The sequence below is a fragment of the Arsukibacterium sp. MJ3 genome, assembly GCF_000987765.1.
Classification (GTDB): Bacteria; Pseudomonadota; Gammaproteobacteria; order Enterobacterales; family Alteromonadaceae; genus Alishewanella.
The window spans coordinates 124094-148605 of sequence record NZ_LAHP01000002.1 but is presented as its reverse complement, the minus strand read 5'-3'; the positions used below and the strand labels follow the sequence as shown (position 1 = coordinate 148605).

Annotated in this window: 21 protein-coding genes; 11 read left to right on the top strand and 10 right to left on the bottom strand. The window is 48.8% G+C overall.

What is annotated here, in order from left to right; translation table 11 throughout:
• Window positions 1–17 precede the first annotated feature (17 nt).
• Window positions 18–956 carry a glycosyltransferase family 2 protein gene (locus tag VT06_RS02130; protein ID WP_046552615.1) on the top strand — a complete coding sequence of 313 codons (939 nt, stop codon included), beginning with the start codon at window positions 18–20 and terminating at the stop codon, window positions 954–956.
• Between the two features lie 23 nt (window positions 957–979).
• Here the strand turns inward: VT06_RS02130 and VT06_RS02125 are convergent, their stop codons facing one another.
• From VT06_RS02125 to prlC, 5 genes are all read right to left on the bottom strand, one after another.
• Window positions 980–1453, bottom strand: coding sequence for a peroxiredoxin (locus tag VT06_RS02125; RefSeq protein ID WP_046552614.1), 474 nt, complete (start codon window positions 1451–1453; stop codon window positions 980–982).
• 74 nt (window positions 1454–1527) lie between these two features.
• Complete coding sequence (locus VT06_RS02120) at window positions 1528–2280, bottom strand: class I SAM-dependent methyltransferase (protein ID WP_046552613.1); 753 nt, start codon at window positions 2278–2280, stop codon at window positions 1528–1530.
• A 1-nt stretch (window position 2281) separates the two neighbouring features.
• Complete coding sequence (locus VT06_RS02115) at window positions 2282–2986, bottom strand: DNA-3-methyladenine glycosylase I (protein WP_046552612.1); 705 nt, start codon at window positions 2984–2986, stop codon at window positions 2282–2284.
• A 55-nt stretch (window positions 2987–3041) separates the two neighbouring features.
• Entirely contained in the window at window positions 3042–3527 is a 486-nt protein-coding gene (locus tag VT06_RS02110) for a hypothetical protein (protein ID WP_046552611.1), read from the bottom strand.
• Window positions 3528–3597: 70 nt separating this feature from the next.
• Entirely contained in the window at window positions 3598–5658 is a 2061-nt protein-coding gene (prlC, locus tag VT06_RS02105) for an oligopeptidase A (protein ID WP_046552610.1), read from the bottom strand.
• Between the two features lie 184 nt (window positions 5659–5842).
• On the opposite strand from prlC, the gene gorA reads away from it, so the two are divergent.
• From gorA to katG, 3 genes are all read left to right on the top strand, one after another.
• The gene (gene gorA / locus VT06_RS02100; RefSeq protein WP_046552747.1) at window positions 5843–7198 is read left to right on the top strand and encodes a glutathione-disulfide reductase; all 1356 of its coding nucleotides are present in this window, start codon (window positions 5843–5845) and stop codon (window positions 7196–7198) included.
• Between the two features lie 11 nt (window positions 7199–7209).
• Window positions 7210–9195: an alkaline phosphatase D family protein gene (locus VT06_RS02095; RefSeq protein ID WP_046552609.1), complete on the top strand. Its 1986-nt coding sequence runs from the start codon at window positions 7210–7212 to the stop codon at window positions 9193–9195.
• 154 nt (window positions 9196–9349) lie between these two features.
• Window positions 9350–11575: a catalase/peroxidase HPI gene (katG, locus tag VT06_RS02090; RefSeq protein WP_046552608.1), complete on the top strand. Its 2226-nt coding sequence runs from the start codon at window positions 9350–9352 to the stop codon at window positions 11573–11575.
• Between the two features lie 111 nt (window positions 11576–11686).
• On the opposite strand, the gene VT06_RS02085 is transcribed toward katG, so the two are convergent.
• Together VT06_RS02085 and VT06_RS02080 are read right to left on the bottom strand one after the other, a co-directional pair.
• Complete coding sequence (locus VT06_RS02085; protein WP_046552607.1) at window positions 11687–13045, bottom strand: hypothetical protein; 1359 nt, start codon at window positions 13043–13045, stop codon at window positions 11687–11689.
• Window positions 13046–13111: 66 nt separating this feature from the next.
• Complete coding sequence (locus VT06_RS02080; RefSeq protein ID WP_046552606.1) at window positions 13112–15520, bottom strand: TonB-dependent receptor; 2409 nt, start codon at window positions 15518–15520, stop codon at window positions 13112–13114.
• Between the two features lie 182 nt (window positions 15521–15702).
• Here VT06_RS02080 and VT06_RS02075 point away from each other — a divergent pair, with 182 nt between their 5' ends.
• The 5 genes from VT06_RS02075 (at window position 15703) to VT06_RS02055 (ending at window position 20234) form a co-directional block, all read left to right on the top strand.
• Window positions 15703–16077, top strand: a complete 375-nt coding sequence (locus VT06_RS02075) for a MerC domain-containing protein (protein ID WP_046552605.1) — start codon at window positions 15703–15705, stop codon at window positions 16075–16077.
• A complete protein-coding gene (gene zigA, locus VT06_RS02070; RefSeq protein ID WP_046552604.1) occupies window positions 16064–17299 on the top strand; it encodes a zinc metallochaperone GTPase ZigA in 1236 nt (411 codons plus the stop codon). Before VT06_RS02075 ends, zigA begins: the two co-directional genes overlap by 14 nt.
• Complete coding sequence (locus tag VT06_RS02065; RefSeq protein ID WP_046552603.1) at window positions 17296–17868, top strand: DUF1826 domain-containing protein; 573 nt, start codon at window positions 17296–17298, stop codon at window positions 17866–17868. The genes zigA and VT06_RS02065 overlap by 4 nt, the downstream gene beginning before the upstream one ends.
• 103 nt (window positions 17869–17971) lie before the next feature.
• Entirely contained in the window at window positions 17972–19579 is a 1608-nt protein-coding gene (locus tag VT06_RS02060; RefSeq protein WP_046552602.1) for an ATP-binding protein, read from the top strand.
• Window positions 19560–20234 carry a response regulator transcription factor gene (locus VT06_RS02055; RefSeq protein WP_046552601.1) on the top strand — a complete coding sequence of 225 codons (675 nt, stop codon included), beginning with the start codon at window positions 19560–19562 and terminating at the stop codon, window positions 20232–20234. Before VT06_RS02060 ends, VT06_RS02055 begins: the two co-directional genes overlap by 20 nt.
• 97 nt (window positions 20235–20331) lie before the next feature.
• Here the strand turns inward: VT06_RS02055 and VT06_RS02050 are convergent, their stop codons facing one another.
• Window positions 20332–20883 carry a phosphoribosyl-AMP cyclohydrolase gene (locus VT06_RS02050; protein ID WP_046552600.1) on the bottom strand — a complete coding sequence of 184 codons (552 nt, stop codon included), beginning with the start codon at window positions 20881–20883 and terminating at the stop codon, window positions 20332–20334.
• Window positions 20884–21162: 279 nt separating this feature from the next.
• Between VT06_RS02050 and VT06_RS02045 the strand changes: the two genes are divergently transcribed.
• Both VT06_RS02045 and VT06_RS02040 read left to right on the top strand, forming a co-directional pair.
• Entirely contained in the window at window positions 21163–22482 is a 1320-nt protein-coding gene (locus tag VT06_RS02045; protein ID WP_152658966.1) for a sensor histidine kinase KdpD, read from the top strand.
• Window positions 22482–23006 (top strand): response regulator transcription factor, encoded by a 525-nt coding sequence (locus tag VT06_RS02040; RefSeq protein WP_046552598.1) that lies wholly within the window; start codon window positions 22482–22484, stop codon window positions 23004–23006. The genes VT06_RS02045 and VT06_RS02040 overlap by 1 nt, the downstream gene beginning before the upstream one ends.
• 25 nt (window positions 23007–23031) lie before the next feature.
• On the opposite strand, the gene VT06_RS02035 is transcribed toward VT06_RS02040, so the two are convergent.
• Both VT06_RS02035 and VT06_RS02030 read right to left on the bottom strand, forming a co-directional pair.
• Window positions 23032–24111 (bottom strand): hypothetical protein, encoded by a 1080-nt coding sequence (locus VT06_RS02035; protein WP_046552597.1) that lies wholly within the window; start codon window positions 24109–24111, stop codon window positions 23032–23034.
• A 6-nt stretch (window positions 24112–24117) separates the two neighbouring features.
• Window positions 24118–24381, bottom strand: coding sequence for a hypothetical protein (locus tag VT06_RS02030; protein ID WP_235357327.1), 264 nt, complete (start codon window positions 24379–24381; stop codon window positions 24118–24120).
• Between the last annotated feature and the right edge of the window lie 131 nt (window positions 24382–24512).

Sequence of the window (24512 nt, the reverse complement as noted above, 5' to 3'; positions counted from 1 at the left end):
TACTCGCAGAGACTGTTATGGCACGAAAGAAAACAATTAGACAAAGCATTCGCTGGTGGTGGTCTACCCGTGTATTGGGGTTTTGGCGGGTTAAATTATCTGGTGCGGTAAAACGTAAGCTAGCCGCACCCGCTGACACTATTGTCTTTAATCGCGATGCACCTGCTATGCCAGCAGCAAAAAAAAGTGGCATAACCGTTATTCTTACCGCTTATCGCCGGGCAGAATATCTTGCTGAGCAAATTCAGGCATTACGCAGTCAAACCATACCACCAGACGAAATTTGGGTATGGTCTAATCGCAGCGAAGATCAGTTACTGGATATCTCTGCATTGGCCGACCGGGTTATTGTCTCTAATACCAATTTTTTATTCTGGGGCCGCTTTGCCTTAGCGAGTTTGGTGCGTACTGAATATGTCGCTTTTTTCGACGATGATATTCTGCCACAACCACGTTGGTTTGAAAATTGTCTAAAAACCATTGACGCTGGCAACGATGGCATACTTGGGGGCTCAGGCGTGCTTCTGCCAGCCGAAGGCGGTTACTCCAGCAAAAGTAAAGCCGGATGGAATGGTTTGCAAAGCAACAACGTAACAGAGGTAGATTTAGTTGGGCATGCCTGGTTTATGCGAAAATCCCATGTGCGTTATATGTGGATTGAAGAGCCAGCATACTGGGATAACGGTGAAGATATTCACTTGTCTTATATGGCGTTAAAACATGGCGGCATAAAAACGCTGGTGCCGCCGCACCCTGCAGATGACCAATCACTTTGGAGTTGCCGGCCAGACTTCGGTAAAGCAGTGGGGCGCTTAAAAGTCGCTACTTACCAAACCCAGGATCATCGCGGTACCCGCTCGGCTATTGTTGACAAATATCGGGACGATGGCTGGCAAATTGTTGCTTTGCGCAGCCCCGATAAAAAGCTAATAACGGCCCTCTCTTCGCCCGCTTAGTTTAGGTTAAGAGAGGGTTATGCTTAAAGCGCCGCTAAAATAGTTTCAGCTTTGCTGACTTCAAATGTTTTTGGCGCTTCTACATTTAATAGCGTAACCACGCCGTTTTCAACAATCATGGCGTAGCGCTGGGCACGAACACCGCCAAAATCAGCGGTTTCCATGGTAAGGCCGGTAGCCTGATGAAATGCCGCGCCGCCATCGGCTAAAAACACAATGTCTTCCGCATTCTGGCTTTTACCCCAGGCACTCATTACAAAGGCATCGTTTACTGCTGTGCAGACAATGGTGTCTACGCCTTTGGCTTTAATTTGGTCGGCCAGAGTAATATAACCGGGTAAGTGCGCTGCTGAGCACGTCGGGGTAAAAGCACCGGGCACAGCAAACACCACTACTTTTTTATTGGCAAATATTTGGCTGGTGGTAGGGTTCATTACGCCCTCTTTAGTCAATTGTGAAAAACTAACTTCGGGTAACTTATCGCCTGTCTTGATCATGGTGTTTTCCTGAGTTTGCTGGTTTAAGAATTTATGCGCCTAAGCGCTTATAAGGCTACACTGCAGCTGCTGTGCTAGATGGTAGCGTTAACATACACATCAAAGCGGTTATTTTTACCGGTAACGGCCATGGTGGGCGCCTGACAAGCCAACCACTTAGCATAACCCGGCCGTTTTACCACCACCCGCTTTTGCGCCAGCTGTAAAGCCGGTGCCAGTAAACTGTTGGCGTCATCGTCGCTGCCTACCACGTCATGAAAGGCCCGCATTTCTTTTTTAACCTGGGCAGTTTTTTCTCGGGCAGGGAACATCGGATCTAAAAACACTACATCAACCGCGGCATGAGTACTTAACGCGTGCAACGCCGAGCAATGTTGTAACTGCATACGTGATGCTACTGCCATCAGCTGTGGGTTAGCGGCAGCCCGGCGCAAGCCATCAAATAACAAAGCCGCCACTATCGGGTTACGCTCAACCAACGTAACACTGGCGCCCAGGCTGGCCAGCACAAAGGCGTCACGGCCTAACCCGGCCGTGGCATCCAGCACCGTTAAATCACGCTTTTTATGCAAACCACACGCCTTGGCAATGGCTTCACTTTTAGCACCGCCATGCAGTCGGCGGTAACTGGCGGCACCGCTGGCAAAATCAACCAGAATATCGCCTTGCTGTGGTAAATCGGTATGGCGCAGCACTAAGGCGTTATCCTGCCAAGCTAAATGCCAGCCTTGTACTGCAACCACCGGCATAATAGCAAACCGTTGCTGCAACTGTGTGACAAGTTCAGCCGGAAAATCGCTAGTGTTAACGTAACCAATGCTGGGCATGTTAGCGCTGCATGCCCAACTGGTTTTCCCCGCAACTTAACGCCACAATTTGGCTAATTTCCTGCAAACTTAACCCCGACTGCTGCTGCCAGCTAGTAAACTGCTGTTGAATTTGCTGCTGGCTACGCTTGCTGTTTATGCCACCGTCAAACACCGCATAAGCGCGTAAATAGCCTTCTATGTCCCCGGTTAATAAAAAGGTGTCTTTACCCATAGCCCTAAGCGCATAAGGCCCGGTATTACCGCCAAGCCTGGCACCATGCTGTTTTAAATAGGCCCACAAACCAATAATATTGTCACTGGGCCAGTTGGCAATAAAGCTGGCGAAGCTGGCGTGGTTTTGCTGCACATCGTAAATCATCAGGGCATTAGCACGAATGGTAAATACTTTATTTACATTACGGATAATCCGCGGATCGGCGGCCTTTTTTTCCAGCATTTCATCGCTAAGCAATAACACTTTTTCAAGATCAAAATCGAAGAACAGCTCACAAAAGTTAGGCCATTTTTGCCGTACCACCCGCCAGACAAACCCTGATTGAAAGACCTTTTTGGTCAATTCAGCAAGAAACAGGCTGTCAGGTAATTGCGTCAGCTTAGCCGGCACTAAGGGTTTGCTGGTTAACGCCGCAACGGCAGCAACACCACCTTTACGCTCACAAGCCCGCTGATAAATTGCTGAAAAATGTTCTACTGTGCCCGCCATACTGCCCCGTGTTATTAGCGTATTACTGTTAATTTTATGGCGATAATTACTGCCGTTAGTAGCTGCGGCTTTGTACCAGTTTACACTGACCTCCCGACAGCTCTACTGCCGGCTTGGGAACTACGGCACAGTCTGACATCAGACCCAGTCGCATATTTTCTGCTTCTGCCGCAGCATTGTAAGCGGCAATTTTGCGTAAAATGTCAGCTTCATTGCCGTCTTTGGTCGAGTACGCCACATATTGTGCTGGCCCACCACAAGGCTTATGGCCAAAACCCGTTATCCGGCACTGGCTATTATCATCGGCACTGGCATTACCAATTAAGGTCAGTGCTTCACGGCGCAGCACGTTTACATCTGCATCCACTTTCATATTCATTTGCTTGTCCCTCGCTTTTACCGCTGCAATCGGATCTTTCTGCGGATCTATTGCTTCGACCAACGGCATAGGCGGTTGCCGCGCTTCATTTGCTGCCTGCCCTTGCTGGCAACCGGTTGCCGCCAGCACCAACAATGCCAGTAGCCCTGTTTTAACATTCATACCCCACCTCCATTTTAGTTTAATCCTGACAGAGCAAAACCGGATAAGCAATTAATAATATGTTAATTATTTAAGCCGATATGCCCATATGGCGCAATAACGCCTCATTAGACGGCTCGCGGCCGCGGAAACCTTTGAATAACTCCATGGGCTCGGCACTACCACCGCGCTCTAATATCCAGCTTAAAAAGTCACGACCGGTATCAGGGTTAAATACCCCTTCTTCTTCGAAACGGCTAAAGGCATCCGCCGATAGTACCTCAGCCCATAAATAACTGTAGTAACCGGCGCCATAACCACCAGCGAAAATATGCCCAAAACCGTGCTGAAAGCGATTAAAGCTAGGTGGCACAATCACCGACACCTGATTGCGCACCTCGTCCAGCAACTGCTGCACCCGGGCACCGTCCTGACTGGAATATTCACTATGTAAACGCATGTCAAACAATGCAAATTCTAGCTGACGCACTAAGAACATCGCTGACTGGAAGTTTTTCGCCGCCAGCATTTTTTCCAATAAATCCTGTGGTAATGGCTCGCCCGTTTGATAATGCCCAGAGATAATGGCCAACGCTTCCGGCGCCCAACACCAGTTCTCTAAAAACTGGCTGGGCAGCTCTACGGCATCCCAAGCAACACCGTTAATACCGGCAACCGCAGCGGCGTCAACTTGGGTAAGCATATGGTGCAAGCCGTGGCCAAACTCGTGAAATAAGGTCACCACTTCATCATGGGTAAACAGCGCCGGTTTACCACCGACCGGTTTGTTAAAATTGCAGGTTAAATACGCTACCGGGGTTTGTACGCTGCCATCAGGCAAAATGCGCCGGCCACGGCAGTCGTCCATCCAGGCCCCACCGCGCTTTTGGCTGCGGGCATATAAATCCAGGTAAAAACTGCCACGAAGCTGGCCGCTACTGTCAGTAATATCAAAAAATTTCACATCGGGGTGCCAGACATCAACGCCCGCACGCGCGGTTATCGTTACGCCAAATAATTTATTAAGCACCTCAAATAATCCCGACACCACTTTATGTTCAGGAAAATATGGCCGCAGTTGCTCATCCGACACCGCATATTTAGCTTGTTTTAACTGTTCTGCGTAGTAGGTTACATCCCAGGCCGCCAGCGTTATAGCCGGGTCTTGCTGCCTGGCGAAGGCAGTAAGTTCAGCTAAGTCTTGCTGCGCTTGCGGCTTAGCGCGCTTGGCTAAATCAGCTAAAAAATCCAGCACTTGCGCCGGGCTGTCAGCCATTTTAGTTACTAATGATTCTTCAGCCGCATTATTAAAATCAAGTAACTGCGCCAATTCATGCTTTAGGGCCAGCGTTTCATCAATAATAGCGCTGTTATCAAACTGACCGGCGTGCGGGCCCTGATCCGACGCCCGGGTGCAATAAGCACTGTACAGCTGCTCACGCAGGTCACGGTTACCGGCATAGGTCATTATGGCAATATAGCTGGGAAATTCCAGCGTAAACACCCAGCCGTTTAGCTCGCGGCTTACGGCTTCTTCCGCAGCCGCTAACCTGGCATCTTCTGGCAAACCGGCTAACTGCGTTTCATCGGTAATATGCTTAAACCAGGCCTGCGTTGCATCCAGAGTATTATTTGAAAAAGTAGAGCCAAGCTCCGATAAGCGGCTTTGAATATCGCCATAACGCTGTTTTTTCTCTGCCGACAAACCAATACCTGATAATTTAAAATCACGCAGTGAATTGGTAACCACTTTCTGTTGCGCTAGGCTTAGGCCACTAAATTCAGCACTTTGTGCCAGCTGCAGATAAGCCTGATACAACTCTTCATGCTGACCCAGCCAGGTGCTAAAATCAGACAGCAACGGCAAGCAACTTTCATAGGCTTCTCGCAGTGGGGCACTGTTTAATACTGAATTTAAATGCGACACCGGTGACCATAATTTACCTAAACGGTCGCTGTCTTGTTCTAACTGCGTCACCAGGCTGTTCCAGCTTATTTCGCCGGCACTTAACAGCCGCTCAACGGCAGCGCGGGCTTCAGCGATTGCCGTTTCGACAGCGGGTTTAACCTGTTCGGCCTTAATAGCAGAAAAAGGCGGTAAATCGGAAAAAGCCAGCAATGGGTTGCTGCCTGCCTGCACGGATTGCGACATATAAAAGTCCTGTCAAGTTGCTTAAATCTTAAATAAAACAATAACCGTTTATGTTGGGTTTGTGCCAGCATTTGTCAAGGTCATCAGGTTAACGCTTTTAGTTCAATGCTTGCTTTTAACGCTGCGCAGCCTTATATCTGGCAAAGTTAATAAAAAATTTAAGGTACTTTATATGGCAAAACCTATGACACGACATTTTAATTATTTAGCCATTGGCGCGGGTAGTGGCGGTATTTCCTCGGCAAACCGGGCAGCAATGCACGGCGCCAGTGCAGCGGTAATTGAAGCAAAAGCGATTGGCGGTACCTGTGTTAATGTTGGCTGCGTACCTAAAAAAGTAATGTGGTACGGCGCGCATATTGCCGAAGCCCTAAAATATAGCCCAGATTACGGCTTTAAACTTACCCATAATGGCTTTGACTGGGCAACACTGGTTAAAAATCGCGAAGCGTATATTGAACGTATACACGGCGGTTACCAGCGTGGTTTCGCTAATAATGGTGTTGAATATATTCAGGGTTTTGCCCGTTTTATTAATGCTAATACCGTGGAAGTTAACGGCGAGCACATTACTGCCGACCACATTACCATTGCCGTCGGCGGCAAACCTACCCTGCCCGTTATTCCAGGTGCCGAGCATGGTATTGACTCCGACGGCTTTTTTGCCCTCACCCGCCAGCCAAAAAAAGCATTGGTAGTTGGTGCCGGTTATATTGCAGTGGAAATTGCCGGGGTACTACACGCGCTTGGTACCGACACTCAGTTGCTGGTGCGCAACAACCGGCCATTGCGTCATTTTGACAGCGATATTACCGATATGCTGCTAGAGCGGCTTACCCAGGACAAATTTCAGTTACACGCTCACATTAATGTGCTGAGTATTGTCAAAAACAACGATGGTAATTTAACGGTAAACTGCGACAACGGTATCACTTTTAGCGATGTTGACTGCCTAATTTGGGCCATTGGCCGCGAGCCGGCCATTGCTAATTTAAACCTGGCAGCCGCTGGGGTAGAAACCGACCCACATGGTTATATTCGCACCGATAAATACCAAAACACCAATGTTAGCGGCATTTATGCAGTGGGTGATATTACCGGCGAAGCGCAGTTAACACCGGTTGCCATTAAAGCGGGCCGCTTATTGGCCGAGCGGCTGTTTAATAGCGCGATGCCCGACGCCCATATGGATTACTCGCTTATTCCCACCATTGTCTTTAGCCACCCGCCTATTGGCACTATTGGGCTAACGGAAGATGAAGCAAAGCTGCACTACGGTGCTGCCAACATTACCGTGTATCGTTCCAGCTTTGCTGCCATGTATAACGCCATTACTAGCCACCGCGCACTCAGCCGTTTTAAACTGGTCTGTGCTGGCGCTAATGAAAAAGTAGTTGGTTTGCATGGTATTGGCGAGGGTATGGACGAAATAATCCAGGGCTTTGCGGTAGCCATGAAAATGGGCGCCACTAAGGCTGACTTTGACAGCACCGTCGCGCTGCACCCCACCAGTGCCGAAGAGTTTGTTACGCTAAGATGATAACGCGCTAAATGACCCGCCCTGACGTTTCGACCACAATACCAGATGACACCCTGCCATTAGTACTGGCAGGGCCGCTGCTACGCGCCGTAACGGCCAATAGCGTAACCCTGTGGCTTGCGACCAGCAAGCCGGTGCAGCTGCAATTACAACTTAGCCATGGCAGTTATGAAACACACCATTTCAGTGCAGCAGACATGCAACAACATTGTCAGAGCGTGCGCTGTGCCGGTAAACTTTTTTTGCAGCTTATCCATATTCGGTTATCATCGCCCCTTCCTACCGGTTGCTGGATAGAATATGACTTACGTCTGGCCGGGCAACACGACGATGAACAGCCAGACGGTGAGCCACCAGAGTGGCTTGGTTGGCAACACTGGGCACCCGATCTGGTGTATGCCGGGCGCAACAACCCAGGCTTTGTCATTCAGCCTAAGCTACAACGTTTATTACATGGCTCTTGCCGCAAGCCGCATTTTGACACCGATGATGGCTTGTTAGCGGCAGACTTATACCTGCAGCAACAGCCGCCAGAACAATGGCCGTCACTGTTATTATTAAGTGGCGATCAAATTTACGCAGACGATGTGGCTGCGCCCATGTTAAGGGCCATTCATCAGCTGATCACTCAGCTGGATTTTGCTGACGAAAGCCTGCCTTGTTCTAAGGTTAGTCAATCGGCAGTACTGCATCAGCACAGCCCGCATTATTTCCAACGCGATACCTTGCTGCCTCAAACAGCCGCCAGCCAGGCTGTGCTAACCCAAGTATTTAAAGGGGCAAAAAAACCGGTTTTTACTTCCGATAGCGCCCGCAATCATCTGATAAGCCTAGCAGAAATGCTCGGCATGTATTTATTAGTGTGGTCGCCGGCTGGCTGGCAAGACCAGGCCACTGAGCTGAGTAACGAACTCACCGCCACCCTCAGTGCCACCGAGCAACAAACCTATACTGCGCAGCAGCATATTATTCAGCAGTTTGCTGCAGGCCTTAGCAAGGTACGCCGCCTGCTGGCCCATTTACCCAGCGCGATGATTTTTGATGATCATGATGTTACCGATGATTGGAACCTGACTGCAGAATGGGAGCAAACCGCATACAATCATGATTTTTCAAGGCGCATTATTGGAAATGCACTGATTGGCTATTTACTGTGTCAGGGCTGGGGCAATACTCCGGAACAGTTTAATGACGGCCTGCTGCAACAAGCAGAGCTGGCGATGACTAACAGCGGCTCAGCTCAACATCAGCAGCTTATCACTGAGCTGTTACGCTATAAGCAGTGGCACTATAAATGGCCTACTGAGCCACCGCTGCTGGTGCTGGATACCCGCACCCGGCGCTGGCGCTCTGAACTGGCATTGGATAACCCTTCTGGCTTACTTGATTGGGAAGCCCTTTCTGAATTACAGCAAGATTTAATTGGCCATGACGCCGTGGTGTTGGTTTCACCCGCACCAGTGTTTGGCGTTAAGCTAATTGAGGGTATTCAAAAAATCTTTACCTTATTTGGCCGGCCACTGTTGGTCGATGCCGAAAACTGGATGGCGCACCGTGGCACCGCTTATGCATTGATGAACTTATTCCGCCACCCGAAAACACCAAAACACTTTGTTATTTTGTCCGGTGATGTGCATTACTCTTTTGTTTATGAAGTGCATCTACGTGGCCGGCAGCGAGGTCCCGATATCTGGCAAATTACCAGTAGCGGGTTAAAAAATGAGTTCCCACCCCGCCTGCTTAATGTACTCGACCGACTAAACCGATGGCTTTATTCGCCCCGCTCACCACTAAACTGGTTTACCAAACGCCGCCAGATGAAAATTGTGCCACACAAACCCGACAATGCTAAAGCCGGCGAACGGCTACTGAATATGGCGGGTATTGGTTTAGTGGAGCTTAATAGCGACGGCTCCCCCAAGCGGGTAGTGCAGCTGGGTGTAAAAGGCCAGGCTATTGCGTTTAACATTAGCGAAGACGACGCCCGCTGGGAATAAGCTTGGCAATGCACGCGCCTTCTAATTCATAAAATCGATTAGACCAGCCACTTAAAGTGGCTTTAACTGTTGAAAAATAGCGATTATAGTCAGTGGTATACCCATTAGGGTTAGGTGAACACATACCCTATCAATACAGTATCAGGAGTAAAATATGGATAACGGTAACAATAATACTGGCGGCAAATGCCCGGTAATGCATGGCGGCAATACCCGCGTTGGCAGTGGTGGCACCAAAATTAAAGAGTGGTGGCCAGAACAACTTAACCTAAAAATTTTGCACCAGAATGACAAAAAATCGAACCCGCTCGGTGAAGACTTCGACTATGCCACTGAATTTAACAAACTTGATTTAGCTGCAGTAAAACAAGACTTAACGGCCCTGATGACCGACTCGCAAGACTGGTGGCCCGCTGATTATGGCCACTATGGCCCCTTTATGATCCGCATGGCCTGGCACGCCGCGGGCACTTACCGCACGGCTGATGGCCGCGGCGGTGCCAGTACCGGCAACCAGCGTTTTGCGCCCATAAACAGCTGGCCAGATAACGCTAACTTAGACAAAGCCCGCCGCTTATTGTGGCCGGTTAAACAGAAATATGGCAACAAGCTGTCGTGGGCCGATTTATTTGTGCTTACTGGTAACGTGGCGCTGGAATCTATGGGTTTTAAAACCTTTGGTTTTGGCGGCGGCCGTGCTGATATTTGGGAGCCGGAAGAAGACATTTACTGGGGTGCAGAAAAAGAATGGCTGGCCACCAGTGATAAAGCTAACAGCCGCTATTCCGGCGATCGTCAATTAGAACAGCCGTTGGCTGCGGTGCAAATGGGCTTAATTTATGTTAATCCTGAAGGTCCGGACGGCAAGCCTGACCCGTTAGGTTCTGCCCGTGACATCCGCGAAACCTTTGAGCGGATGGCCATGAACGACTATGAGACCGTGGCATTAACCGCCGGTGGTCATACTTTTGGCAAAAGCCATGGCGCTGCACCTGATAGCCATGTTGGCGTTGCCCCGGAAGGCGCGGCTCTGGAAGAAATGGGTTTTGGCTGGAAAAACAGTTTTAAAAGCGGAAAAGGCCGCGATGCTATTACCAGCGGTATAGAAGGCGCCTGGACTCCTACACCTACCCAGTGGGATAACAGCTATTTTGACGTGCTGTTTGGCTATGAGTGGCAACTGACCAAAAGCCCGGCCGGTGCTAACCAATGGGCAGCAAAAGATCTGGCCGAGCAAGACCATGCACCCGACGCTGAAAGTAGTGCCAATAAAGTGCGGCTGGCGATGACTACCGCCGACATTGCCATGAAAGAAGATCCGGCCTATCGTAAAATTTCTGAGCACTTTCATCAGCACCCGGCAGAATTTGCCGATGCGTTTGCCCGCGCCTGGTTTAAACTTACCCACCGCGACATGGGCCCGGTAGCGCGCTACCTTGGCCCGGAAGTACCGCAAGAACAGCTGATTTGGCAAGATCCACTGCCAAAAGTAGACCATGCATTAATTGATACAAATGATATCGCCCAGTTAAAACAGCAGATCTTGGCTAGCGGCTTAAGTATTGCCGAGTTAGTGGCCACTGCCTGGTCGTCAGCTTCAACCTTTCGTGGTTCAGATTGTCGCGGCGGTGCCAATGGCGCCCGACTGCGCCTGGCACCACAAAAAGACTGGCAGGCCAACCAGCCCGAGCAGTTACGAAAAGTATTGCAAGAGCTTGAGACAGTTCAGCAAAACTTTAACAGCAGCCAAAGTGGTAACAAAAAAGTGTCGCTGGCTGATGTAATTGTGCTAGGTGGTGCAGCCGCTATTGAACACGCCGCCAAAGCAGCAGGTAGCACCATTATGGTACCGTTTAGCCCTGGCCGCATGGACGCCAGTGCAGCCCAAACTGACGCCGCCTCGTTTGAGGTAATGGAACCTGTAGCAGATGGTTTTAGAAACTATCTTAAAAAGTCATATAACGTGGCAACGGAAGAGCTGTTACTTGATCGGGCGCAATTGCTCACCCTGACTGCGCCAGAAATGACCGTTTTAGTTGGTGGACTTCGGGTGTTAAATGCTAACTATCAGCAAAGCCAGCTGGGTGTACTGACCAACAAACCAGGCAGCCTGACTAACGATTTCTTTGTAAACTTGCTGGATATGCGGACAAAATGGCAGCCTACTTCAGAGTCTGCCGAAGAGTTTTCCGGTATCGATCGAAGTACTGGCCAGCAAAAGTGGACGGCCAGCCGGGTTGACCTGGTATTTGGTTCAAACTCACAGTTACGTGCCATTGCCGAAGTGTATGCTGCCGCTGATGCCAACCCGAAGTTTATTAATGACTTTGTAAAAGCTTGGAACAAGGTAATGCACGCAGATCGTTTTGATTTACGCTAACAGTAAAAGCTGCTGTAAATAGCAAGTATTAAGCAGAAAAGAAGCGAAATAAAAACCGCTGCAGGGTGTTAACCTGCAGCGGTTTTTTTATAGGTTTAATAACTTAGCACATTAATGATTATGCTGATCAGCTGACGGGTTAGCTATGCCCAACCAGGTTAACCGATGCGGGGTAAAACTCAACTGCTTGGTACTGAGCACTTCAGCGTCGTGTAAGTCGACAGTATGCAACTGTTTAGTAATAGGATCAGTTACATATACTTTGTCGTCCGCAGCAGAAATGGCCAGTTGGAAGCGAGCACCCGCAGGTAAATTGGCCAAATTTGCTGTCGTTAATGGCAATTTTGCGGAAAATTCAAACGCCGCTTTTTCAGTTGCGCCATCTGAATGCGCGTGGCCATGGTAGTTAAAAATGGTAAGCGCACCGGTGTTATCCAGTAGTACAAACTTTTCACCTTGCTCAGCAAAACCGTAACCCCATATGGCACTGGCAGCGCCTGGTTGCCAGTCCAGCAATTCCATTTCAGCATCTTCAGCGTGAATAGCGAATACGGCACTGCCCGCTATGCCAACAAAGTGCTCAGCAGCATGATCACCCGCTAAAGTGCCAATGCGCATGCTGCCGCTAAAATCAGCCGTGTTTTCCAGCTTGCTGGCGGTAAAGGTGTCACCACTTTGCGCAATAAGTAATACACCATCGGTGCAACCAAAGGCGACAAAATCATGGTTTTGCGCACTGCCGTGTATATTAGGGCACGTCACAGCAAAGGTTTCTTCCAAATCAAAGTGGTCGCTATGCTGATGATATAAACCCACCTTATCTGGCAAAGTAGTGCTGCTGTTAGCATCGCGAAGGGAGCTAAGCAAGAACTCGCCGCGCGGCTGTGCAGCGCCATGCTGATGGGTGGTTAAGCTTAATTGCGGGTAATCGCTGCGGTCTTCACCAATATCAGCATCGGTTAATACAGCCACGCCGGCAGCGGCACCAGTAGCGGCATTGCCGTCAAAAAACACCGCTAGCTGGCCTTCAGCACTGCTGAAATGAGTTGGCCGTACCTGACTCAGCTGAAATGGCATTAAACGTGGTTCAGCCTGAAAGTCATCCATATGATCAACATGGTCTTCCTGCCATAAACCGCCATCGATAAATTGGACTACATCTTCATTACGTTGCACCACCGCAGCAAAACGATGATCACCCGATGCATAAATGGCGCTGGGCGTAGCCGTAACCAAAAAGGTATCCAGTTCGGTTTTCTCAGGCAAAGCCAAAACCTGGACAAAATCACTGTCAATGGCCGATATCACCAACCGGCCAGCGGTATTGACCTCATCATGCACATGGTCGTCGTGATCGCCGTCCACCGCTATCGGGTCTTTCTCGATAATAGTGGTGGTACTGTCACCACAGCCGCTAAGCAAAGACACACTCACCAGTATTGCCGCCAGGCTTAATTTTGTCTGTAACATTACAACTCCTTTTTTATCAGTAAAAGGTGCAACAAGCCTGAAACATACAGACCTGTTGCACAAAAATTAGAAACTACCGCGTAAACCCAGCGCTAACGAGCGGCCGGGCAGTGGTGTTAGGTCTTTTAAGAATGAGGTATGCACCCGGGCATCTTGATCGGTCAGGTTTTGGCCTTTAAGGTAAGCCGTTAACTGCTGTGACCCTACGTCAAAACGATAGCTAATGCTGGCGTCAACTAAGGTGTAACCAGCCGTAGCCTGCTCTAACTCCGATACGCGGTCTTGTTTAAAGTAACGGGTAGCACGCACGTCAGCACTCAGTGCATCGCGCTCGTAAGCCAGTTCAGCGGCTAAGCGTATTGGCGGTGTACGCGGTAAATCACCACCATTTTGCAGCCGGGCCCGAATATAATCGCCTTGTAAGGTTAGCTTAAATGGGTCATTAATTTGCCAGTGATATTCTGCTTCAAAACCATGCAGGGTGACATCGGCGGCACTGAACAGATAGACCGGCAACTCGTCTTCATGCTCATCACCATGCTCTTCAGCAGCGCCATGGTCATGACCTGCTTCAGCAAACAAACCGGTATTTTGCTGGTAATAGTAATTATCTATTTGGTTATAAAAAGCATTGAATACAAAGCCCGTGTTACCACTAAACTTGCGCAGGGTAATATCCAGATTATTGGCAATTTCCAGCTCTATTGGCTGGCGGTTCAACACAAATTTATTATCATCTAACGCAAACAGTGCACCGACTTCATAAGCCGCAGTACCAATATGTGGACCAAACGACAACAACTCTGCAGCAGAAGGTGCACGTTGCGAACGCGATACTGATAACCCGACGTTGTAACCCTCAGTAAAATCCCAAACTGCGCCGGCAGACAAGCTATAAGGAGTAAAACGCTGACTAACATCAAATACCCGGATAAACTCTGTACCGTGGTCATAATCGTGCTCATCAGCATCATGTTCATGAGCACCAATATCCGGTAGCAACACATCGGTAGCATCAATATTAACGCGTTCAACCCTTGCCCCTACTTGCAATAACCAAGGGCCAAAATGTCGCTCTTCAAGCAAGCTCAGCGCCAACATTTGTGTTTCCGATGGTGGCGTAAAAGCTTCTGCCCCAATGGCTTCAAAATCACTGAACTTATAATGCAAGCTTAAGCCACCGCGCCAATCTTGATAAGGCCGGTGCAATATTTCTACCCGGGCTTCCTGGCTGCGGTTTTTAAACGTGGTACCTATGGCACCCTCTTCAATTTCGCTGTGTTGATAATCGGTGTAAGCCAGTTTGGTATTAACTGCCCGGATAAAGCCGGATGAGAAACTCAGTTCACTTAATAACTGATAGCGGTTCTGAGCTAAATCAGCATAAACACCTTCTTCTTCGCTGTGTTCATCAGCGGCATGATCGGCATGGTCAGTGTGCTCGTCTTCATGGCCACCGTGTGCATGCCCGGGAATACCGTACTCGCGGTTCAGTCGACCATAAGACATACCAATAAAACCGTTATCCAGTAAATAACTGCCACCCAAAGTAAACCCTTTCGCCGTAGCTGCGGTGTTGTCTACCCGGCCTTTTACTGCATCGGCATCCGGCTCAGCTTCTGCAAAACCCGGAATACGGTAATCGTTGTTATCACGCCAGAAACCATCGATATATACAGCAATATTATCAACACCCGTTACCAGTGAGCCGGATGCCAGTTTTTCATCATTCACTGAGGTGCCTTGAAGCAGCCACTCAGCCCGGGTAGTGTTATCAGTAGGAATACGCTCATCCACTATATTTACCACACCACCAATGGCGCCACTACCATAAAACAACGTAGCCGGACCACGCAGTACTTCAATTTGGGTAGCGGTACTGGTCTCTGCTGCTACGCTGTGATCAGGCCCAATGCGTGAAGCATCACCGGCATCCAGGCCATTTTGGGTAATGAGTACTCGTGGGCCATCCAGGCCACGAATAATCGGGCTACTGGCGACACCACCGTAAAAGTTAGAATGCACGCCGACTTCATTTTTCAGCGTATCGCCAAGCGTTGCTGCCTGGCGCATTTTTAAGGCATCACCGGCCAGCACACTTACCGGTAATGAGGATTCAGTAGCAGAGGCATGAAATGGGCTGGCGGTTATATCTATTACTTCTATGGTGCTACTGAGTAATTGCAGGCTAACATCGCTAAGCCCTTGCTCGGGCAGGGCAAAACGAAAATTACGATGGCCAAAGCGACGCGCCTCAATGTGTAACTCCGCTTTGCCTACCAACAAATTTATTACCGTAAAGCGCCCTTCTGCATCGGTCATCACCCGTTGGTTTTCACCCACAACGCTTACTTCAGCCCCGGCAACCGGCTGGCCATTTTCATCTTTAACCACTCCGGAAATAGACTCCGCCATAACCTGACTGGCCAGTAAACTGGCGGCAACAACACTCGCAACAATGGTTTTTCTAAACATCTTATTCCTCATTCATTTTCCGTTTAAGCCAACAGCCTTAGCCAGCAACAGGGTTTGACGACGCTACTGTTATAATATAACATCATTTCAAGTTTTGTGATGTTATAACATTTTCAGCCATGAACGCAATCCCTGCTGTTAAATAACGCCTGCCCAGCACAGGCACCTAACGGAGACTATTTATGAAAGATGTTATTGCTGCAGCCCTCTCTAGTCTTTGCGTAGTGCATTGTTTGGCCTTGCCCATTTTATTGGCTGTAGGTAGTTCCGGCCTGTTACTGGGACTAGTTAGCTCTGAATGGTTTCACTATCTGATGTTATTGCCAATCAGTGGGTTGCTGGTGTGGAGCCTGCCCGGCGGCTGGTGCGTGCATCGTAATAAAACGCCGTTTATTCTGGGCTTAAGTGGTTTTTTATTATTAGTTATTTCGCTGTTTGCCGGCCACGATGCTGAGTTACCGTTGTCAGTCAGCGGTGGTTTACTGCTCGCTGCCGCTCACTTGCGTAACCGGGTTTTATTAAAGCGCACCCAGGAGATACTCCATGCTGCTCACTAATAGTGTTAACAATACTAGTGCTAAAGATCACCGCTTACCGGTAACAGTACTGTCAGGCTTTTTAGGTGCCGGTAAAACCACCTTGCTTAACTACGTGCTGCATAACCGCGACGGCTTGCGGGTGGCGGTGATAGTGAATGACATGAGTGACGTTAATATTGATGCTACCCAGCTAAACAAAGAGGTGAGCTTAAACCGGGCCGAAGAAAAGCTGATAGAGATGAGTAACGGCTGTATTTGCTGCACCCTACGTGAAGATTTACTGCTTGAAGTGGGTAAGCTGGCCAAAGCCGGCCGCTTTGATTATTTGTTGATTGAATCAACCGGTATCTCAGAGCCGCTACCGATTGCCGAAACCTTTACCTTTGAGCACGAAGACGGCCAGAGTCTGGCTGATATTGCAAGGCTTGACACCCTGGTTACCGTCGTAGATGCAGTGAATTTTATAACCGATTTTGAAGCCGCCGAAGACTTAGCTGATCGCGGTGAAAGTCTGGGTGAAGACGATGAGCGCAGTGTAGCTGATTTATTAATTGAACAGGTTGAGTTTTGCGATGTACTGGTAATAAGCAAAGCCGATTTAGTCACCCCGCAGCAATTACAGCGCCTGAGTGCTATTTTACGCAGCTTAAATAGCCGGGCCAGAATTATTAAGGCCGAACACGGCAGGGTAGCCTTAACCGACATCTTAAATACCGGTTTGTTTAATTTTGAACAAGCGCAGCAAGCGCCGGGCTGGTTGCAAGAGCTGCGCGGTGAGCATAAGCCGGAAACTGAGGAATATGGCATCAGTAGTTTTGCCTTTAAGGCCCGTAAGCCATTTCACCCGGCGCGGTTTTATGATTTTTTGCATCAAGACTGGCCCAGCGGCCGGCTGCTGCGCTCTAAAGGTTATTTCTGGCTGGCTAGCAGCCCCGAGTATGCCTGGTTATGGCATCAGGCCGGTGGCATTGCCCGCTACAATATGGCCGGTTTATTTTGGCAGGCAGTACCGCAAGCTGAATGGCCACAAGAAACCGACATGCAGGATGCCATTATGCAAAGCTGGCAGGAGCCATTTGGCGACCGGCGCCAGGAACTAGTATTTATTGGCCAACAGCTGGATAAAAGCGCCATGCTGGCCCAACTTACTGACTGCCTGCTTAGCGACGCCGAACTGGCGCTGGGCGAACCACACTGGCAACACTTGCCAAGCCCTTTTGCCGCGGAGTTGCCGGTATGAACGCCTTAGCATTTACTGCTTTTAAAGCCATCAGCCGACAACGGTTAAGCTGCACGCCGGAAGTACTAACTGATATCTTTGCCCCTGATGTTAATCTGGTAAGCTGGCAGCGCTCTGCTAATCCGCTGATTACCGCATACTGTTCGCAGCTGGCGTTTGCTATGCCATTAAAGCGCATCGTTACGGCAGCTTCGTTACAAACTGATATTGCAGCAAAGCTGCCTGATGCGCCAGGCAAGGCTGAACTACTGGCTGACATTGCGCTGCAGTGCGACATGTTTAGTTGCCTGATGGATTGCCAGCAACTTGGGCTGCGACTGGAAACCCTGAGTAAAGCAATGTGCCCAAAATTTCATACCGACCATTTGGTATGCCGGTTGGTGTGCACCTATTTAGGCCCTGGTACTCAATGGCAAGGTGCGGCCAAAGAGGACATTGCCCAGGCAACCGCTTTTGCGGTTACGCTGCTGAAAGGCTCTGGTTGGGAAGGCAATGAGCAGCAAGCTATTGTGCACCGCTCACCTGCAACAAATTTACCGAGAGTATTATTAACATTAGACCCGATGTAGTGACCTTTTCAGCACCGTTAATCAGCAAAGTTAACCTGATATTCATGCTTTAGCCTTAGCAACGCCTTATAATGCTGTAATTCTTCACTGCCGGTTAGCTCGTATGTATTTACGCAAACTAATTATATCGCTGTGTATTTTAATGGCTATTATTGTGCTGCAATCGGGTATTGGTTTTTGGGCTCACCAAAATTCTGAGTTTCATACCGAGCGTAATCGGATTGCCAACCAAATGCTGACCGAGTTTATTTCGTTACGGGCAGATAAACAGCGCCTGAAAGTGTGGCTAGCTGAATATTTAATCACCGAAAAAGCCAACACTGGCTTTCGTGACACCCTATTTAGCCGCATGCAGCAACAATTAACTACGCTGGATCAACTAGCTATTCGCGATCAACTTTTCAGCAATAGCGAAGCTGATTTGCAGCATATTATGCAGCAAGTTAAAGTGATTTCTTTATTACAAACCAACCTGCAAAACTTAAAGCAAGTACTCATAACCCGCGAAATTGACTTGTATCAGGATGCTTCCGAGCGCTGGCAAATCTTAATTTCACTATTTGATACCTTTCAAGATACCGATTTGGCCGAATTGCTGCAGCAAGCCATTACCCAACAAAAAAAACGGGCCAACGCCACCGAAAACGATGCACTACAGGCAGTACAAAATGTTAAGCAAGTTATGCTGCTGATTAGTATTGCCGGTATTATGCTGGCGGTGTTACTGGGTTTCCATTTGTCTAAAGCACTGCGCCGACCATTGCAACAGTTACTGGATGGTACTAAACAATTACAACAAGGCAATTTTTCCCATCGCATCAATGAGCAAGGACCTACCGAGTTTGCCGAGCTGGCCCGTCAGTTCAACCTGATGTCGAGTTATATTTATACGATTACTGAGCAAGAAAAGAAAAGCCAGCAAGCTACCGAGCAACGGGTGCAAACCCGCACTGCAGAGTTACAACAAGCTTTAGCCCAATTACATCAGGCCGAGTTTCGCCAGAAACAACTGCTAACTGATATTAGCCATGAATTACGTACTCCGGCTACCAGCATACAGGGTGAAGCCGAAATTAGTCTGCGCGGCAAAGACAAAGATAGCCAGGAATATAAAGAGGCTTTTAGCCGAATTTTAGCCTCTAGCCAGCAACTAAACCGACGTATTGATGATTTATTATTTTTAGCACGCGGTGAAGAACGGCTGCTGCAAGTAAGTTTAAAAGCGATCAGCTTATCGCAGTTTGCCAGCTTGGTTTGTTCGCTGATTCAACAGCAGCTAAATAGCCGTTTTCAGCTGGCCATTAGTCCGCTGCCCGCACTACCTGACGAGCAGTGGTTACTGCTAGATGCTGAAAAGTTCACCACAGTGTTAGGCATTATTACCGAAAACGCCCAGCACTATGCCAAACAAAGTAACCAGTTGCAGCTAACATTACGGCCTACTGATAACGATATTACGATACAATTGTCTGACCAGGGTATTGGCTTAAAACCGGAAGATGGGCAGCAGTTGTTTGACCGGCACTATCGTAGCGAAGCCGCCCGTAAAGCCCGCCCTGATGGCCTGGGTATTGGTTTGAGTATCGCCAAAGCCATTATGCAGGCGCATGATGGCACCATCAAGCTTGTCGCTAACACACCGCAAGGCACCATAGTGGTGCTATCGTTACCGCTATTTAACGGAACCATTGATGAAAATACTGATCGTTGAAGATGATGAACGGGTGGGCAGTTTTTTATCTCGCGGCCTGAAAGCCGAGGGCTATCTGACATTATTGCTTAGCGACGGCCTGCATGCTCAAGATGCGGTGAAACAATTTGAGCCTGACGTTATTATTCTTGATCGAATGTTACCTACGCTAGATGGGTTAACATTATGCCAGCAGCTGCGCAGCCAGCACACCACCGCGCGTATTTTAATTTTATCTGCCTTATCTGAGGTAGACGAGCGGGTCAAAGGGCTACGGGCTGGCGCAGATGATTATTTAGGTAAGCCTTTTCATTTTGAAGAACTGCTGGCACGAATAGAAGCACTGGCGAAACGCAGCATTAGTCCACAACAAAGCCGGCAATTGCAGGTAGCCGATTTAGTGTTGAATTTAGACAGCATGCGGGTCCAAAGAAGTGGTAATGATTTAACCCTCACCGCCAAAGAGCTGGGTATTCTCGAATTACTGATGAGCAATAGTGGCAAAGTATATAGCCGTGAACGTATTTTAACCAATGTGTGGGGGTTGAACGAAGATCCGCTAACCAATATTGTCGATGTATACCTGGCGCGGCTGCGGAAAAAGGTTGATGACACATATCCGGTTAAATTACTGCATACCCGGCGTGGCCTTGGTTATTGTTTACAAGCAGAATAAAAAAAGGCTGGTAGACAGAGGTACTTTACCAGCCAAGAGAGGGTGGGAACCCTTTGTGGAACTCAGTTGCAGCTCAGTTGAAACCTATTACTACTAACTAATTAGCACGGTAAGGTAAAGAAGAGTGGTGCAGCACAATACGTAATACACCCTGCTCATCTTTTTTAAAGCCCCAGGTTTTATCTACCGTGGTTACCTGACCAGCGTTATTTGTTACCATTACCTGGCCCATGGTGAGCGCTAAATCACCATTAAAGTGTATTGCGGCATTAGTAAATTCGTAAGCTTGCCACCCTTTTAAAGCAAAGCCACTGTCATTGGCATAAGCACTGTTACCGCCAACAAAATACGATAAAGCACCATCATATTGAGTGCGGAACGTTTGCTCGCCACTAGCTAACGTCGGCTTAAACAATACCGGGCCAAGGTTGTAGCCGTAGGCCGCATCTAATACCGTGCGGGCTTTTTGCTCAGCCAGCACCTGACCACCCTCATCATACGCCTGGCTTATGGCGATTAGCGCGCTACCCCAGGCTTGTTGGGCCGCGTTAAGCTCAGCTTCGGTAATGTCCTTATTATATGAAGCCGCATGCGCGGTACTCATCAAAAGTACTGCACTGCTCAGCAGAGTAAGTGATAATTTTTTCATGGTGTTCACCTTTTCATTAGCCCCGCTATGGGGCGACTGTTTGCTGTTTGATAAGTACAGCATAGCGGCAGTGGATTAACCGCAATGGCGGGGAAACATGAACAACAGCCTGTTGTTTCATTAAATAAAGATGAATAGTGCGACAATTTGTCGCAGCGACGACATTAACCTTAAGCGTTACACTAGTCTTATTCAGACATGACATTACCCCATTAATGGTTTAGTCTTTTCTGACATTTGCAAACGGCTGCCTGGCAGCCGTCTTTTTTATGTGGTGTTATGGCCCAAAAACTTATTATTTCAACTGAATTGTCACCACAGCACCAGCTTCGACACTTCGCCAACTTCCGCTGGGGACTTATCGCGTTCACCAGTATAGCCGCTATTGCAGGGTGGCTGCTGGACTACCAGGTTAGTTCCTGGCCGCTTATCGGGCTAATTTTATTAACCCATATTTCTACTAACCTTATCCCTATACTATTTGCCGGCTCAGAGAAACAGCTGGTACACATTTATACCATTAGCTGTTGTCTTGATATCTTACTATTGGGTTGCTTACTGCTGTTAAGTGGTGGCGTCAGCAATGGTCTGGTAGCACTACTGCTTTTGCCAGTTGCCGTAGCAGCGGTAATGTTACCGGGCAAAGTTAGCTACCTTATTGCTTTGCTTGCCATCATGGCATACAGCCTGCTTTTGTTGATTGGCGATTTAACTATTCCAGACTTAGACCTGCTACTGCAGCAGGCTCAACATGCACAGCATAATGGCCACATGCACCATTTAAGCAGCGAAGCAGGCAAAGCGTTTAACCAGCATATGCTGCAAATGTGGTGGGCTTTTACCTTGTCGGCATTGCTTATTAGTTGGTTTGTTAACAGCCAGGCCAACTTAATCCGCTTAAAGTCGCAGCAAATTAGTGCGCTGCAACAGCAACAAGTCCGGCATGAACATATGCTGGCACTGGCAACCTTTGCGGCCAACGCCGCCCATGACTTGGCTAGCCCCATTCAGACCATGAGTTTACTGGTTGCTGAAATTTCCGCCGACAACGACAACCCGGCATTAAACGATTTGTGCCAACAATTAAACCGTTGCCAGCAAATTGTGCGACAGTTAAGAGCCGATGCCGGCAGTTTACGCAACAACGAGCAACGTTTATCAGTGCTGGCGCTAACCGAACAGCAACTGCAACGCTGGTTAAATAGCCGGCCTGATATTGACTTAGTTATAAAGCGATCGTTACACGCCGCTGATTTTACGTTACCCGACAGCCAGGGCTTTGGCGCCGCATTAATTAATATATTAGACAACGCTGCAGACGCCAGTCTGGCCAACAACCGGGCAGAACTTAGCGTTAGTATTACACTGCAACTCAGTCACTTTTCTATTGGTATTCGTGATTTTGGTGAGGGTTTATCAGACAATCGATTAGCAGAACTGGGTGAAATGCCACAACAAAGCGAGCAGGGCTTGGGTATTGGTCAGTTTCTGGCTAATGTGTCAATTGAAAGGCTGGGCGGCAGTGTGTCCCGCAGTAGCTTAGATAACGGCACCTTAACCCTGATAGCTATTCCTCGCCCCAAGGCTGAGCAGACTTAATGCACTTGGTTATTGTTGATGATGACAAACCGTTACTAAGCGCTCTGTCTCGCCGTTTTAGTCAGCGGGGTTATAATGTAACGCTGTTTGCCGACGCCGTAAGCGCCGGACAATTAATTGCTGAGCGTGCAGATACCTATTTATTAGATTTACGCTTTGCCAGCCAGTCTGGGCTTAGCTTTATTACGCCGTTGCGCCAGGCACTGCCACAATGCCGCATTGTCATGCTTACCGGCTATGCCAGCATTGCCAATGCCGTTCAGGCGGTAAAACTGGGGGCGGACGACTACCTGACCAAACCGGTCGATTTACTGCAATTAGACCACGCAATTCGTGGTAATACTGCCATTGCCGTAAAAGGTCACGCAACAACTTACCCAACGCCACTGTCACCCGATCAGCTGGAATGGGAGCATATTCACCGGGTGCTGGCCGAACAGCAAGGCAATATCAGCCGAACTGCCGAGCTACTTGGCATGCATCGGCGCACCTTGCAGCGCAAACTAATAAAACGCCGGCCTTAGCGCATATTACTGATAAAATATGCTATTACTGCTCGGCCATTTGTTGTAAAAACTGCAACCGCTGCTGCTCTTCGGCACTAGCCTGCCAGGGCTCATCGGTTAACTGGCTAAGCGAAAAGTACTCCAGTAGATATTCGCTTTGTTCGCTGTCGCCATAACGGGTTAACTCACCCGGCACTGCAGAGCGTTTTTCCAATATAAAACTACTGAGAATAAAAGGCCCTTCTTGTTGGCGAAGTACGCCTTTGTAAGCACGAAGCATGAGCTTGCCCTCGCCCTCAGCCAGCTTTTCGGTTACGCTCAGGTGGGCTAACGGTTGGCGCGCTGCCGTGAACAAGTTCGCCCTAAGCCGGTAGTAACCGGCCTTTTTAACGTCAATGTGTACCGGAATAAGCATATCGCTGCCTGCGCCGCGGCTAGCGCCCACGCCGGTAATAGTGGCGACCGGATAACTGTAGACGATACCGGTTTTCAGGGTTTGCTGTTTGCCATTGCTACTAAAGCTAACACTCACTTGCAATGGGCCATCCCAATCCACTTCCGGGTTTAACTCAGCCTGCCAGTGTTGCCCTGCGTTTTGAGTCGCATCGCTTTGTAATGCTACGCTTAGCATGGTCTCGCTGCCAAGCAATTGGTTGTTTTGCTCGCTATGCAGTTGCACACTAACATCGTTAACCTGTAAACCGCTTACCTGCAAGCTTACCGTTACCGGCTCAGGATAACTGAAGCGATATTTATCTAACACAATTGCCGCGCTGGCACCGCCCGTCAGAGGCACCGACTGCACAATATAATGGTTTGGGTTAAGTAAATGGTTATCGTCAGCATAAAGCGGCCGGGCATAGGCCGGGTATTCCAGTTCAGCTGCATAAGCTGAGGCAATAAGTTTAAAACTGCGGCTAACCGGTTCAGGAAGGCGCTCAGTAACCGTAATGGTCGGCGCGGCAAGAGGTTTAAGCTTGGCAGGTGTGGCAGGCTTTGCCGCCACCGGTACTACTTGCGCCAACGGCGCGGGCGTTGCTGGCACTTTAGTTGCTGGCCACCCTAACCATAAGCCTGTTAGCAACGCTGACAGGCCAACTATTATCCACACGACTTTATGCATAACGGTTTAATTCGCTGCCTGATAAACCAGTGCCGACATACTGGTGTTATTTGAATCGCGCACCACCCGATAACGCGAACTAAAAACCCACCAGCCACGGCGTTCATCATAAGTACTAAACTGCAACCGATCACCATTCAAATAACTATTACTGCTACTGGCTGCGGTTACTTCGTCCTGCACTGTGTTTTCAATCAAGCCACCATGGCTATAACCTTCGCTCATCAGCATAGGGTAGTGGTAAGGCATAAAACTGGATGGGCCGTTCACCGAGGTTAACTTGCCGTCAAACGCCCACAGCAGCACATAGGTTAAAGCTTACGGCTAAGCCAAGGTGCAGCATCGCCCAGCATGCAAGCGCTAAGCAGCAACCACCTCGAAATTAAAAAACTAACAGTCGT

Coding starts and splice junctions, on each gene's coding strand:
- VT06_RS02085 (WP_046552607.1), bottom strand. CDS start 13,045: ATGTTACAGACAAAATTAAGCCTGGCGGCAATACTGGTGAGTGTGTCT.
- VT06_RS02050 (WP_046552600.1), bottom strand. CDS start 20,883: ATGAAAAAATTATCACTTACTCTGCTGAGCAGTGCAGTACTTTTGATG.
- VT06_RS02065 (WP_046552603.1), top strand. CDS start 17,296: ATGAACGCCTTAGCATTTACTGCTTTTAAAGCCATCAGCCGACAACGG.
- VT06_RS02125 (WP_046552614.1), bottom strand. CDS start 1,453: ATGATCAAGACAGGCGATAAGTTACCCGAAGTTAGTTTTTCACAATTG.
- VT06_RS02095 (WP_046552609.1), top strand. CDS start 7,210: ATGACCCGCCCTGACGTTTCGACCACAATACCAGATGACACCCTGCCA.
- VT06_RS02130 (WP_046552615.1), top strand. CDS start 18: ATGGCACGAAAGAAAACAATTAGACAAAGCATTCGCTGGTGGTGGTCT.
- gorA (WP_046552747.1), top strand. CDS start 5,843: ATGACACGACATTTTAATTATTTAGCCATTGGCGCGGGTAGTGGCGGT.
- VT06_RS02080 (WP_046552606.1), bottom strand. CDS start 15,520: ATGTTTAGAAAAACCATTGTTGCGAGTGTTGTTGCCGCCAGTTTACTG.
- VT06_RS02060 (WP_046552602.1), top strand. CDS start 17,972: ATGTATTTACGCAAACTAATTATATCGCTGTGTATTTTAATGGCTATT.
- VT06_RS02035 (WP_046552597.1), bottom strand. CDS start 24,111: ATGCATAAAGTCGTGTGGATAATAGTTGGCCTGTCAGCGTTGCTAACA.
- VT06_RS02110 (WP_046552611.1), bottom strand. CDS start 3,527: ATGAATGTTAAAACAGGGCTACTGGCATTGTTGGTGCTGGCGGCAACC.
- VT06_RS02040 (WP_046552598.1), top strand. CDS start 22,482: ATGCACTTGGTTATTGTTGATGATGACAAACCGTTACTAAGCGCTCTG.
- prlC (WP_046552610.1), bottom strand. CDS start 5,658: ATGTCGCAATCCGTGCAGGCAGGCAGCAACCCATTGCTGGCTTTTTCC.
- VT06_RS02115 (WP_046552612.1), bottom strand. CDS start 2,986: ATGGCGGGCACAGTAGAACATTTTTCAGCAATTTATCAGCGGGCTTGT.
- VT06_RS02120 (WP_046552613.1), bottom strand. CDS start 2,280: ATGCCCAGCATTGGTTACGTTAACACTAGCGATTTTCCGGCTGAACTT.
- katG (WP_046552608.1), top strand. CDS start 9,350: ATGGATAACGGTAACAATAATACTGGCGGCAAATGCCCGGTAATGCAT.
- VT06_RS02045 (WP_152658966.1), top strand. CDS start 21,163: ATGGCCCAAAAACTTATTATTTCAACTGAATTGTCACCACAGCACCAG.
- VT06_RS02075 (WP_046552605.1), top strand. CDS start 15,703: ATGAAAGATGTTATTGCTGCAGCCCTCTCTAGTCTTTGCGTAGTGCAT.
- VT06_RS02055 (WP_046552601.1), top strand. CDS start 19,560: ATGAAAATACTGATCGTTGAAGATGATGAACGGGTGGGCAGTTTTTTA.
- zigA (WP_046552604.1), top strand. CDS start 16,064: ATGCTGCTCACTAATAGTGTTAACAATACTAGTGCTAAAGATCACCGC.